Source organism: Trinickia soli, from assembly GCF_002879855.1.
Classification (GTDB): Bacteria; Pseudomonadota; Gammaproteobacteria; order Burkholderiales; family Burkholderiaceae; genus Trinickia; species Trinickia soli.
In genome coordinates this window covers 308,061-321,364 of the sequence record NZ_PNYB01000002.1, presented here as the reverse complement: position 1 = coordinate 321,364, position 13,304 = coordinate 308,061, and the positions used below count along the sequence as shown (strand labels likewise).

Annotated in this window: 6 protein-coding genes; all 6 read left to right on the top strand. The window is 66.9% G+C overall.

The genetic code is table 11. The features are described from left to right. The first annotated feature begins 24 nt into the window (after positions 1 to 24). Genes C0Z19_RS03745 through C0Z19_RS03720 form a run of 6 tightly spaced genes read left to right on the top strand, consistent with a single transcriptional unit; the run spans position 25 to position 13,274 of the window. Positions 25 to 324: a PAAR domain-containing protein gene (locus tag C0Z19_RS03745; protein ID WP_102608431.1), complete on the top strand. Its 300-nt coding sequence runs from the start codon at positions 25 to 27 to the stop codon at positions 322 to 324. Positions 325 to 332: 8 nt separating this feature from the next. After that, positions 333 to 776: a GPW/gp25 family protein gene (locus C0Z19_RS03740; protein WP_102608430.1), complete on the top strand. Its 444-nt coding sequence runs from the start codon at positions 333 to 335 to the stop codon at positions 774 to 776. A gap of 21 nt (positions 777 to 797) precedes the next feature. After that, a complete protein-coding gene (locus C0Z19_RS03735) occupies positions 798 to 4,982 on the top strand; it encodes a baseplate J/gp47 family protein (RefSeq protein ID WP_102608429.1) in 4,185 nt (1,394 codons plus the stop codon). A 5-nt stretch (positions 4,983 to 4,987) separates the two neighbouring features. Next, positions 4,988 to 5,767, top strand: a complete 780-nt coding sequence (locus C0Z19_RS03730) for a hypothetical protein (RefSeq protein ID WP_102608428.1) — start codon at positions 4,988 to 4,990, stop codon at positions 5,765 to 5,767. After that, a complete protein-coding gene (locus C0Z19_RS03725; RefSeq protein WP_102608427.1) occupies positions 5,767 to 9,141 on the top strand; it encodes a baseplate wedge protein in 3,375 nt (1,124 codons plus the stop codon). Before C0Z19_RS03730 ends, C0Z19_RS03725 begins: the two co-directional genes overlap by 1 nt. Continuing rightward, positions 9,141 to 13,274, top strand: a complete 4,134-nt coding sequence (locus tag C0Z19_RS03720) for a contractile injection system tape measure protein (protein ID WP_102608426.1) — start codon at positions 9,141 to 9,143, stop codon at positions 13,272 to 13,274. The genes C0Z19_RS03725 and C0Z19_RS03720 overlap by 1 nt, the downstream gene beginning before the upstream one ends. The last annotated feature ends 30 nt before the right edge of the window (positions 13,275 to 13,304 follow it).

Sequence of the window (13,304 nt, the reverse complement as noted above, 5' to 3'; positions counted from 1 at the left end):
CATCGAAGCAACCGAGGAGTCGACATGCCGCCCGCCGCCCGCATCACCGATTTACATACGTGCCCGATGGTCACGCCCGGTCTGCCACCCATTCCGCACGTGGGCGGCCCCGTGATCGGGCCCGGCGTTCCGACGGTGCTGATCGGCAATTTGCCGGCCGCGGTGCTCGGCGATACGGCCATCTGCGTCGGCCCGCCCGACGCCGTCGTCAAAGGCTCGGCCACCGTGTTGATCGGCGGTCGCCCGGCTGCGCGCATGGGCGACAGCACCGCGCACGGCGGCGTGATTGCGCTCGGCTTTCCCACTGTCATCATCGGAGGCTGACCGTGGCGATGAACGGATTCGATCGCAAGCCGCCGTTTCTCGGCAGAGGTTGGAGCTTTCCGCCGCGCTTCGATGCTCAGACGGGCGAAGTCGCATTGGTGGCGGCAGAGGACGATATCCGCGAAAGTCTTTACGTCCTGCTCACGACGCAGCCCGGCGAGCGCATCATGGTGCCGAACTACGGCTGCGCGCTGCAGGGCTACGTATTCTCGGCGCTCGACGCCAACACGGAGACGCAGATTCGCCGGCTCGTCTCCGATGCGATTTTGTTTTACGAGCCGCGTATCGATCTCGTTTCGATCCAGTTCGTCATGGACGAAGCGAGCGGTAGCGCGGCGTTGTCCCTCGAGTACACGGTGCGTCAGACCAACAGCCGCAGCAATGTCGTGATTCCGTATTGTCGGGAAGAAGGCACCAACGTCGAGCGCTCGTTTGCGCCGTCGGAAGGCTGACGCCATGCGAGCGCGCAACCTATGATCGACCGCACGCATTCGTTCGTTTTCGGCCGCGGCGAGGCGCAAACCACGCGCGCGGCGCCGGCGCTCGCCCCCTCGTCGGCCACAGTCGACGAGCGCGGCTTGCCGGAGATGCTCGCTTATCTTGCCGAGCTTGCACGCTTGATCGGATTCGTCGACGAGCAAGGGCGGCCAGCCGGCGATTGGACTTCGTTCCTTCTGCGCGACGCGAGCTTCCTGCTCGCGCAAGTGTGCGCGACGACGGCCGATGCGCTCACCGCGGAAGTCGCGCCCGCGCTGCAAAACCAACTCGACGAAACCGCCCGGGCGCTGCCAGCCGATCCGTCAGGCGCGGCAGTGGAAGCCTCGGTCACGGACCCAACCGCCGGCCCGGTGCGGGGACGCAACGGCATGACGGCGCAGTCGTCGGCGCTGGCCCGGATTTTTGCGCTCGCGCGTCGAATCGACGCCTGGTACCGCGCTGCCTCGCAGATCGAGTCGGCCGGGCTCGGCGGTCATCCGTTCAAGCGCAACCTCGAACAGGTGATCGGCCAAGACCTTAGCCGCTATACGCGCGAGATCGGTGAGGACAGCACGCTCGGTCCGTTGTGGCGGCGGCTTGCCGAGCGCGCCGACGTTCGTTTCGCCGAAATCTGGTCGACCGATTCCGAGCGCGGCGCCGTCAACTTCGATCCCGACGCGCTCGATAGCGTGGAAGCGGCCTTTCGTCGCTCGCTCGACAACCTCGCCGCGTTGGCCCGTCGATACCTCGAATCGGAGCTTCAGGACGACGGTCGGCATGCGCCGCAAGCGGGGCTCCTGATCGCATTCGTCAAGCTGCTCGGCATCGTACAGGGCGAACTGAATACGTTCACCGAGCGCCATCTCGAGTTCTATTTGCGCGACGTGCTGCGGCTCGCGCCGCAACCAAGTCAGCCCGACAGTACGTTCGTTGCGTTTACGCCGGCACCGGGCGCCGCGCCGGTCGTGCTCGATGCCGGCACGCGCCTCGCCGCCGGGACGGACGCCGCAGGCGCCGCAATCGAGTTCGCGACCGATTCGGGACTCGTCGTGACGCAGGCGCAAATCGCGAGGCTGATGGCGCTGAAGATCGACTATGCGAGCAGCGGCGCATCCGAAGGCGCCACTTCGAGCGGCGACGCGCCGGTGCCGATCGCTTCCGTAGAGGCGTATCCGTGCGCGGATTCCGTTGACGGGCTCGGCCTGCCGCTGATCGATACGGCGCTCGGGTGGCCGCCGTTCGGGCCGCCACGCGCCGCCGCCGTCGCGGCCGGCAACACGGCGCCCGACGCGCAGCTCGGCTTCGTCGTGGCATCGCCGTTGCTGTTGCTCGAGGGCGGAGAGCGCACGATTCGCCTTGCGTTCGCCTACGAAGAAGCTGCTGCCGAACCTGACACACCGCCGGCCGGCGGCGAGCCGGGTAGTCAGCCATCGCCTTTGCCGCGTTCGACGACAGCGTCGCCGAAGGCTGCCACAGGCAGCGATACGGCGGCGGGGGCCGCGGCGAGCGCGCCATCCGCTTCGCAGCGGCTCGAACAGCTGGCTGCCGACTACGCCGGCTGGCTGACGCAGCGGCAAGACGGTGCGGCCGTTTCGCCCGATACCGTGATCGAAAGCCTGCTTGCCGACGCATGCCTCGTGACATTGTCGGGCGCCAAAGGTTGGTTCGCACCGCAATCGGCTCGGCTCGTCGCGGCCGGTAACGGGATGCTCGAACTCGTGGTCGAACTATCGGCCGCGGCGCCGGGCGTGGTGGCCAACGCTGCACTTGCGTTAGACGCCGCCAGCGGGGAGCCGCCTTTGCCGCTGCTCAAGGTCGTGATGAATCCGCAATCGGCCGTCTACGGATACTCGTTTTTCGAAGCGCTTTCGGCCACTCGCTTGAATCTGAGCGTGAACGTGCGTGGACTGTCGTCGGCGACGGTGCAGAGCAATCTGGGGCCGATCGCCATCGGCAAACCGTTTCAACCGTTCGGGCCTGCGCCGATGCTCGGCAGCTTCTTGCAGATCAGCGCGCCTGAAATCGCGTGCAAGCCGATCTCCGGGATCGGTATGACGATCGATTGGCTCAATCTGCCCAGCGGCGGTTTCGCTGCTTATTACGAGGGCTATCCGCCCGAAGCCGACGGCACGCGGCTCGCACGCGCGTCGTTCAAGGCGACGCTGTCGCGCCACGACGGCATCGCATGGCGAGACGCAAGCGAAGCCGGCGGGCCTGTCGCACTGTTCGCGCCGGCCGCGAAGAACGGCTTCACATCGGCTTCGGCGCCCGATCGTGCCGCACCTTCGACGCGGTTTGCGTTCGTCGGCGTAGGACATGGCGATTCGCTCGGCGCGAATGAAGAGATCGGAGCGCTACGCGTGACGCTCGCCGCACCGGATGGTGCATTCGGTTACGACGTCTACTCGCGCGCCTTGGCCGAAGCGGTGCTCGCCAATGCGCGCGCGAACCACCGCGCGAACAAAGCCGACCTCGTGCCGATCCCCAATCCTCCCTGGGTGCCGACGGCCAGCAGCATTGCGATCGACTACACCGCGCAGGCCACGTTGAGCTTCGACGCGCCGGAACACGGCGGCATGCTGCGCTTTTATGCGCTCGCGCCGTTCGGGCATGTGCGCGTGCGGCATCGTTTCGAACCGCACTTCGCCCCGCCCGGCGTGCGCGGCGCGCTATGTTTGGGGCTCGCCGGCGTGGCGCCCGGCGATACGTTCACGTTGCTCGTGCAACTTGCCGACCGCCATGCACCGCAGCAGCTCGACTTCACACGAGACAGCGCAGCCGGGCAGGGCGCAGGCGAGCCGGGCGGCGCGCTGCAATGGTGCTATCTTGCCGACAACCGCTGGCAGCGGTTCCGGCAAGAAGATGTGCTGTCGGATACGACTTACGGGCTGACGAGCTCCGGCATCGTGGCGCTGACGCTGCCGCCGCGACTCGATACGCGCACGACGCTGATGCCGGCAGGCTTTGCATGGATCGCCGCGATGCGCTCCGAGCCGCTCGACGAGATCGGCAACATCGTCGCCTTGATGCCCAACGCCGTGACGGCGCGCCGCGTGACCGACGGGCAAACCGTCATCGCCAATCTGCCGGCCGGTGCGATTGCGGGGCTGGCGACAAAGTTGCCGGCGATCAAAGCCGTCGCCCAGCCCATCGCCACGGTGGGCGGCGCGCCGGCCGAAACGACGGCCACGTTCGCAACGCGCGTGGCCGAGCGGCTCAGGCACAAGCAGCGCGCAATCCAACCGTACGATTACGAGCGCCTCGTCCTCGAATCGTTCTCCGAGATCGCGCAGGTCAAATGCATCGGTCCAGGCAACAGCGACGGCTATAGCGGTGCGGCGCGGTTGAGCGCGGGCGACGTCGTGCTCGTCGTCACGCCGGCTTCCGTGGCCTCGACGTCCGCCTCGGCGTCCGGTGCGACAGGTCTTTCGTTTGTGCCGCAAGCGACGATGCGCGCCGTGCTCGATACCCTGCGGCCCTACGTCTCCCCGTTCCTGCGGCGCCTGACCGTGCGTAATCCAAGCTACGAGCAGGTGCGCGTGGTGGCTGCCGTCCGCTTGAAGAGCGGCAAGAGCGCGACCTACTACCTGAACGAGTTGGCCGCGGGGCTCGATGGCGCGCTGGCGCCCTGGCGCACGCAGGCCGCGGGGCGACAGCCGATCGGCTATGGCGCGATCGACGGCAATGCCGTCGCGAGTTTCATTCGTCAGCGCGACTATATCGCCGAGCTTGTCGAATTTCATATCGAGGTGATCTACAACGTGTCGGCCGACGGCGCCGGCAACGACTGGCGCGTGCTCTGGTTCGATCAGAACCAGCCCGTGCGCCCGAGCACGCCGTGGTCCGTGCTCGTGCCGGCCGATGCCCATCGTCTCGGCCTGGCGGGCGGCGGGCCCGACCCCGCGCCGGCCGGTATCGGCAGCTATACGATCGGCGACGATTTCGTGGCAGCGCAAACGACGAGCGCAACCGAATCGGCCGCCGCACCGGCGATGGCGCCGGTGTACTACGTGAAGTTCCTCGAGCGCGAATTGCATCGCGGCGGGCGGCGCGACCGTACGCGCGGCGACCGCTTTTTCGATGCGCAAACGATCGAAGACACCTTCATCGATTTTCCCGACCAAGCCGATGCATCGCCGCGCGGCGACGCAGACGGGCCACCTGATTTCAACGAGGCGTGAAAACCATGGCTACGACTCTACCTGCCGATGTGGCTTCGCGTGCCGCGCTGAAAAAGCGCTTTGCGGACGGCGCCCGACCCACGGGCTCAGACTTCGGGGCGCTCATCGATTCGTTCGTCCATCGCACCGATCCCGAAGCGAACGGCGGCTCGCCGCAGAACGGCGCCGCAGCCGGGGGCGATCCCAGCCCCTTGGCGATCGGCTCGCGCAACTTCGATATCGAGGACGATCTGGCTGGCCGCATTGCGTTATCCGAAGGACAGCAGCCGCTGCTCACGCTCGACACCGATGGCCAGTGGACCGTGCCGGCCGGCGATGCCGCGGTCCCGTTTGCGGTGCAGGGTTGGCTGGGCGCATCGGCGCGCGTCGGCACATACGGCGGCACGGCGTCTACGACCGCCGGCTTTCCCGGCGGTGCCGCGGTGGCGCCCGGCAAAGTGCCGGCCGACGGCAAATGGCAGGTCGTGCTGCCGGCGCTGAACGGATGCTGTGCATTCGAACTCGTCGCCCAGGTCTCGGGCGCGCAGTCGGCCGGCCGCCAGGCCGTGCTGCACGCGGTTGTGCTCACGGCCTTCAACGGTAGCAGGAAAGGCCTTCGCGTCACGCGCACGTCGCGCGGTTGGAGCTGGCTGCGGCGGCTCGAAGTGCGCTGGCAACCCCGTCGAGCAGGGTGGTTCAAGCGGCCCACCGCTTACGATCTCGCAATCCGGACGCACTTCGCTTACGGCGTCAGCGACGACGGCAAGCCTGCGCAGATCCGCTTCCATGTGACGCGACTGTGGTGATGCCGAGCGAAACGACGGGACGCGTGGGCCTGCCCGGGCCGCAAGCGCCTGCGACGGAGCGCTCGCCGACGATCCCGCGCAGCGCGCCGCCGACAACCGCCCAAGACTATGCGGCGTTGATCGCGCGTGGGCTCGACTATTGCCAGCGGCTTACGCAGGATTCGTGGACCGACTACAACGAGCACGATCCCGGCGTCACGATCCTCGAGCAGCTTTGCTATGCGCTGACCGACCTGGGTCTGCGCAACACGCACGCAATGCCGGTGTTGTTGGCCGCGAAGCCGGGTACGGACGGAGTCGGCGCGGCGAGCGCAGCAAGCGGAACGAACGGGCCCGGCGACACGCTCGTGACAGGCGAGCGCATTCTGACGAACGCGCCGTGGACGCTCGCCGACTACCGTCGCATGCTCTATGACCGCGTCACGTTTCTGAAAAACGCGTGGCTTGCGCCGCCGCGGAAGAACGGCGCGCCGGACCTCGCGTCGGGGCTCTACGAGGTTCGCGTCGAGAGCTACGAAGAGGAAATGACGAGCGACGCCGATCGCGCATCGTTGCTCGCTTCGGTGGCTGCCCAGATGCGCGCGCAACGCAACCTGGGCGAGGATCTTGCCGGCATCACCTTGCTCAAGGCGCAACCGGTTACCGTTTGCGCAACGATCGAAGTCGGCGTGCATGCCGACACGGCCCAGGTGCTGGCCGATGTGCTGTTCGCCTTGCAGCAATCGCTCGTGCCGTCGCCGAAGGTACAGGCGCCGGGAGCGCTGCTGCAGAAGGGCGTGTCGCCCGACGCCGTGTTCGTTGGGCCGAGGCTCGGGCTCGGCGTGATCGAGGAGCGCGACCTCGCCGACTACAAACGGCGGGTCACGCGTGACGAACTGGTCGACATCATGCTCTCGGTGCCAGGCGTGCGACGGGTGTCGAAAGTGCGGCTGGAAGGCGAGGAGCCCGGTTCATCGGTGGCGACGCTGTTGCTGCGCGACGATGCAGTGCCGCGGCTCTCGCCCTCGATCTTCGAGCCGCCGAAAGGACCGTACAAGATCGAAGTCGAACTCGAAGGCGGTATTGCGCAAGCCGTCGATACCACGCGCGTCTACCGTTTGATCGAAGCACGCGTAGCGGATCTGACGGAACAGCAAAACTATACGGAGCTCGAAACGCAGGCGCTCGATTATGGCCGCGTGCCCACTGCGCCGTTCGTCGATCTCGGGCAATACACGTCGATTCAATATCAGTTTCCGATGACTTACGGCATCGGCCGTGAGGGTGTTCCGGCACTGCCGCATTGGCGCACCGAGGACGGCGCCGCCCGGTCCGCCGCGCCGCCCGTCATCCTCGATCGCCGCCGCCGCGAGGCGCTCGCGCAGCAGTTGAAGGGCTATCTGCTGCTATTCGAGCAGCTGCTGGCGAACCATCTCGCGCAACTGGCGAACGCCTGGCAATTGTTCGCGCTCGAATCCGGCGCTGGCGCAAGGCAGAGCTACTACTATCAACCGCTGATTCATACGCCGGTGCGCGAGACCGATCCGCCGGACGTTTTCGCGCTGCTCGCGCAGACGCCGGGACTAGACGGCACCGAGCGCATGCAGCATGGCGTCTATGTCGTCGACGACGAGCGGCGCGTGGTGCTCGTCGGGCGCGAGACGGGCAGCCTCGCCGACGCGCAGGCGGTGCGCGCCGAACTGGTGCGGCGCGGCGGCGACCCACAGGCGTATCGCGTCGAACGCGTCGAGCATCGACGCGAAGCGGCGCAGTGGGAGTGGCGCCTCGTCGTCGACGCCGCCGACGGCAGCGCGCTTGCGATCGGCGAGGAACGCTATGGTTCGAGCGGGACGGCGCAAGCCGCGCGTGCGCGCGTGGCGGCGCTGCTCGCGCGATGCGCCGATGATCCGCCATTTGCCGCACGCCATTTGGTGGTGCGGGCGCTGAGCGGCATCGTGCTGCGTATCGTCGATGAAAGCGGGCGCATCGTGTTGGACAGCGGATCGTTGCCGACGCTTGCCGAACGCGCGCAGCGCGAGTCGGACATGCTCGAGCACGGGACGATACGCTCACGCTATCGCCTGCGGCGGGACGACAACGGCTGGCTTCGTCTGACGCTGCATAACGCTCAGCGTGAACTGATCGCTACCGGCGAAATCCGCTTCGCGTCGATCGACAGCGCGCGCGACGGCCGTGAGCAGCTGATCGAATGGCTGCGCCGGTTGAGCTCGGAACCGACGTTGAATGCGGCCTACATCGAACGATTGCCGGCCTCCGATACGGCGACGACGAGCGGCTATCTCAACGGCCTCCAAGCGCTGACGGCTCGCTTCGATCCCGCCGTCCAGCGCCGCAATCGCTTTCTCGATCACCTGCTGGCGCGCTTTGGCGAGCACTTCGACAATGCGTTGCTGCAGCGTCTGGACCCGCGCCGCGACGGCGGCGCTGCGTTGCCGGCGAGGTTGCAGCGGGCCAAGACGGTTTTTCTCGCCAATATCGTGCCGTTGAGCTACGGACGTGCGACAGGTATCGACTACGGACCGGCTTTGCCTGAGAGGATGGCGGGCCCGGGCAAGCTGCCCGACGAGCCGGCTGGCGGCTATCGGCACCGCTTGGCGCTGCTGCTGGGGATCGAACCGCACACGGATGCGAACGGACGCTTGCGCACGGGCGAGGCGCGCCTGACGCGTGAGCCACCGCCGTTTCTCTACTACGTCGCACGCGACGAATCGAGCAACGAGAAGGCGTCGCGTGCAAACCGGCGCTCGTACACCTTCTCGTCGGCCCAAAGCGACATCGTGTCCGGTTTGCTGAAACATGGTGTATCGGCCACGCACTATGACGTGACCCGCGAGCCGGCCCAGGAACGCACGCACGACGGCACGGGCCGATGGATTCTGACGTTCACGCCTCCGGGCGGACAGCAGCAGGCCGTGCATCGCGGCGATTCGCGCGAAGCGGTGCTTGCCGCACGCGATCGGCTGATTCGTTATTTGAATGAACTGGCGAACGACCCACGCAAGCTGTATGCGGGTGAGGGGTTTCATGTCGTCGAGCATGTGCTGCTGCGCCCAGAAACGGCCAGCGTCAGCGACGACTTTTATCGCCAGCGCGTCAGCCTGATTTTTCCGGACTGGCCGGTTCGCTTCCAGGATCCCGAGTTTCGCGCGTTCGCGCAGCGCACCGTCTTCGAGAACACACCCGTCCATCTGGATGCGCGCTGCTATTGGATCGGCCTGAGCGAGATGACCGAATTCGAACGGTTGAACGACGCGTGGCGCGCGGGCCAGCGTGCTTTCGCCTCTGCCCAGGCGCCGTCCCGCCCGATCGATGAAGCCGCGGATTTGCGCCGCTTCATCGAACGTATCGACGCACGCGGCTACGCGTTGCCGTAATGGACCGTGCTTCGCGCGTGAGTCGGGTCGTACTGGAGCCGACGATTACCCGCCGCGCCGACGCCACGACGATCGGCGATCGCCTCGCGCGATTCGCGCGCGAGCGGCTGCCTGCGCTGATCGACGAAGCATTGGAAGGCTACGCCGGGGACGCGCGCGAGCGCATCCTCGCACGAATCGAGATCGACCTCGGGTCTGTCGCGCACGAACAGCTCGAAGCACGACTCGAAGAGCGGCTCGTGGGGCTTTTGCGTACGGCGCTGATCGACCGATTCGGCTTTCCGGCGTCCGTCGTCGGTGCCAGGCGAACCGTGGCGGATCAGAGCACGGACGCGCGCAGTGCGACATCGACCGCGCCAGGATTCTCGGATCTGGCCGCGTCGGCGGAGCCCCCAGGGAGCAGGGCGTCCAACCATGCGGGTGCGGGGTCGCATGCGTGGGGCGATGCGCGTCTGTCGAGGCTCGCTGCATGGTTCGAAGGCCGCGTCACCGCTGGCGCCGACACGATCGAACAGACCTTCCTCGATGCGCTCGATGCCGATACGGCCGCGCTCGTTCGGTTGATGCGCGAGCATGGACGGCATACGGCGCGCCGCGAGCGCTGGGTCGGTGCGATGACGGCGACGATGCGTGTGCGTGCGGTGCAAGCGCTTCGACCGAACGATGCGCAAGAGGTGCTCGGCGATGTGCGCTATGTCGCCGCGCGTCAGCGTGCAGCGCCCGTTGCGCGAATGCGTCCCGACGATTTCGACGACGCGCTTTGGCAAACGGTTTTTGCCTACCTGCTGGCGGACCGCGGTGGCCGCTTCAACCGACGTTCGTTCCTCTCCGCGCTGCTGCGAGGCTTGGCGACGCGGGCAGGGCTCGAGTACCTCACGTTGATCGATGCATTGCTCGAGCGGTTGGGATCGGCTTCCAAGGAGGTCGAGCGCGATGAATCGTTGCACCGGATTCTGGTCGACCTGCGCGAAGACGCCGCGCTGCGGGCCAGACCCGAGGGGCCGGGTATCCATGCCTCGCACGAGCAAGACGGAGAACATGTTGCGCGCGAGGTCGATCCGCAAGAAGACGACCGCATGCCGGCCGAAGGCGATGCCCGCGATGCGCAAACGCTCGCCTTTTACCTGGATTTCGGCGCACTGCCGTGGTTTGCAGACGAAAACTTCGACCCGGTGAAAGTGGCGTTACGCATCGCCCGCCGTTCGCCCTCCCGCATGGTTGCGTTGTTGCGCGGCGACGATGCATGGAGTGTCGGTGGCGGCGAAGGCGGCCCAAACCGCGGTGGTCGGACTCGCCTGCGGAGCGTCGACGTGCAAAGGCGGCAGGAGCGTTTGGCCGCTTCGCTCGACGCCAAGGCGCGCGCCGAATGGATTGCCGAAATCGAGCCTACGGCTGCGCGGAGCATCGTCGGCACGCTCGCGGCACTCGATGCATTGATCGAGCACACGCCGTGGCCGATGTCGCGACGCGCGACATTACGGCGGGCGATATCGGCGGCGACGCTCGAAACGCTCGTTGCACTACGAGCGGGGGCCTTCTCAGAAACGATTTGGCTTGAGCGGATGCTGACAAAAGCGGCGGAGGCGATGCAACTGCCCCCGGCAGAACTCGTCGACGTGCTGTTGCTGGCGACGCACAGTGCACCGGGGACTGTGCGGCGGATGCGTATGCTGCGCGCCGGGCTCGTGCGAGTGGCCACGAACGCCGGCCGTGATGCGGCGCCGGATGTCGTTGGCGAATCCGGGTCGTCGTTAGCTGCGGCCAAGCCGGTTCCTGCAGCGATAGAAGGCCTTCGTGAAGCATCGGCCGTTGCCGGGTCCGGCGACCTCGCCGCTGCGTTCGTTGCGTCGTGGCCCGGGTTGCTGCGCGCGCTGCGCTTGACGCCCACGCGATTCGATGCGGCCGAACTGAGTGCGCTGTCGCATCGGGCGAGATTGACTGCAACGGGCTCGCCCAAGCCTGGGGCGACATCGAGCGACGCGTCGATCGGCTCGGTCGATGCCGTGCTCGCGATGCTGACACGGCTTGCACGCTATCACGGCATACCGTTGCGTCGCTGGTTGGCGGCGCTCGCGCGCAACCCGGTCTGGAACGAAGCGGACCGCGGACGCGCTCAGCTTCGCCGTTTGTGGCGTAGGTTGCCGCGGGAGGCGGTGCGTACCGCGTTGGCCGATCGCAACGACGCGCCGGGCGCTGCGCAAGCATTCGTCGAATTCTTTTCGACGGGGCACGTTGACGCCGAGGCAGCGCCCTGGCTCGCGATGCCGTCCCGGCAGTGGCTCGAACTCGCATTGCAAGAGCGTGGCGGGCAGGTCATGGAGCGGCTGCGCGCGCGCAGCGCCGATCCGGCAGTGCTGCGTCGACTGTCGGCTTTTTTGAGGCCGGACGCGGTACCGCTTTTGATGTCGACGCTTGAGAGCGCGCATGGCCAGGCATCGAAAGAGCTACTCGACGCTGCCTCGGCAATGGCAAGGCGGCTGGGCCGGCCGGGGATGGCGCGCGAAGCCCGGCGTGCGTGGCTCGCGGCTTTGCTGTCGCCGTCGGGCGCGCAGATGTCGCTTGACACGAGGATCGCGCGCGTCGTCGAGGGCCTTGCCCGACGCACGGGTTTCGATGCGGGGACTGTCGCTGAACATCTGATGGCCTTCGTGTCACCCGGATCGACAGCGCTTCGTGAGGCGCTCGCTGCATTGACCGCGCAGCGCGTGACGCCTGGTTCACCCACGGATGAACGCGCGCAGCAGAGTGCCCGCATGAGCGCAGGCGGCATGGCCGGGGCAGCGGCCGCCACATCGACAGATGCCCTTGCCACCATATCGCAGGCAACCGCTGCGGCGGCCGCAAGGCAAACAAAGCTGACGAAGCTCACAAAGCCAACTGGCCCGCACGATGAGATAAGCCCGGCCGGGCAATCGACCGACGCGCCGCACCGGACCGGCGCAGACCTACCGTTGATCGTGGCCTATCTGCGCTACGGAGAGAGTCAGTCGCCAACTCTGCTGCACGCTGCGTTCCACCGATTGGCTCAAACCGCACCGCGCATATTGGCGCGTTTGATCGAGCGCACGGTGGTGACCGAACCCGGTTTCTCGCGATTGGCGTCGCTGCGCGGCGAAACGTTCGTACTCGTCACACGCATCTTGTCATTGCCTCTGGCGCCGGTGGCCGTTGCGCTTTGCGACGCGGCGATGGCGTTCGCTCCGTCGGCCGGCGAGCAGATGCGCCTGAAAGCACAGGCCATTTGGTTGCGCTATGCGCGGCGAGGCGGGGAGAAAGCCATGCTGGCGACGCTCGTCGAAGCAACGTTCGCCGACCCTGGCCACCGGGCGATCGAAGCATCCCGCGGGATTTCGCAGAGCCCGAGCGCACCGGCTCAATCCGTCACGCGGCGGCAAGTGCTCGCGCGCTGGCGCCGCGCTGTGACCGGTACGACTCGCGACGCCTCGCTCGCGCGCGACTGGATTGCCTGGCTGTCCGCGCGCGAGTCGATGCTCGACGCCGGCCCGCCGGCACGTAGCGCATCCGAAACGCCCGAGCGACGACAGCCTACCCGCGCCCCCGGCACACCGGAGGACAGAAAACCGGAGCCGCCCGATATGCCGAGCACACCGATCCAGGTTGAAAACGCCGGCATGGTGATGTTGTGGCCGTTTCTATCGCGGTACTTCGAAATGCTCGAACTCCAACGCGGCGGGCGCTTTGTCGATTTCGATGCCCAAAGTCGCGCCGTGCATTTGTTGCACGCACTGGCCTGCAACGCCATCGCTCGCCACGAGGCGCTGCTGCCACTCGCCAAGGTCATGTGCGGCGTGGCGCCCGCGCTGCCGCTCGCTGCCGGTGCAGACCGCGAACGCGACGAGCGCGAGCTTGGGTTGTCGGAGGGGCTGCTGAACGGCGTCAAGCAAAACTGGGACAAGTTGCGCGGCACGACCATCGAAGGGCTGCGCGAGTCGTTTCTGATGCGAAGCGGCCGGCTCGAACGCGAAGACGGCGCGGAGCCGCACTGGCGCCTGTCCGTCGAGGGGAAGGCATTCGATGTCCTGCTCGACACGCTTCCCTGGAACCTGTCGATGGTGCGGCTCGCGTGGATGCCGGAATTGCTGATCGTCAATTGGCGCGATCGCCGGTCCTGAAGGCCGGGATCAAGCGCGAAGCCGACGTCT

Excerpts from the sequence above, each read along its gene's own strand:
- C0Z19_RS03735 (WP_102608429.1), top strand. The coding sequence starts at position 798 with ATGATCGACCGCACGCATTCGTTCGTTTTCGGCCGCGGCGAGGCGCAA.
- C0Z19_RS03745 (WP_102608431.1), top strand. The coding sequence starts at position 25 with ATGCCGCCCGCCGCCCGCATCACCGATTTACATACGTGCCCGATGGTC.
- C0Z19_RS03740 (WP_102608430.1), top strand. The coding sequence starts at position 333 with ATGAACGGATTCGATCGCAAGCCGCCGTTTCTCGGCAGAGGTTGGAGC.
- C0Z19_RS03720 (WP_102608426.1), top strand. The coding sequence starts at position 9,141 with ATGGACCGTGCTTCGCGCGTGAGTCGGGTCGTACTGGAGCCGACGATT.
- C0Z19_RS03725 (WP_102608427.1), top strand. The coding sequence starts at position 5,767 with ATGCCGAGCGAAACGACGGGACGCGTGGGCCTGCCCGGGCCGCAAGCG.
- C0Z19_RS03730 (WP_102608428.1), top strand. The coding sequence starts at position 4,988 with ATGGCTACGACTCTACCTGCCGATGTGGCTTCGCGTGCCGCGCTGAAA.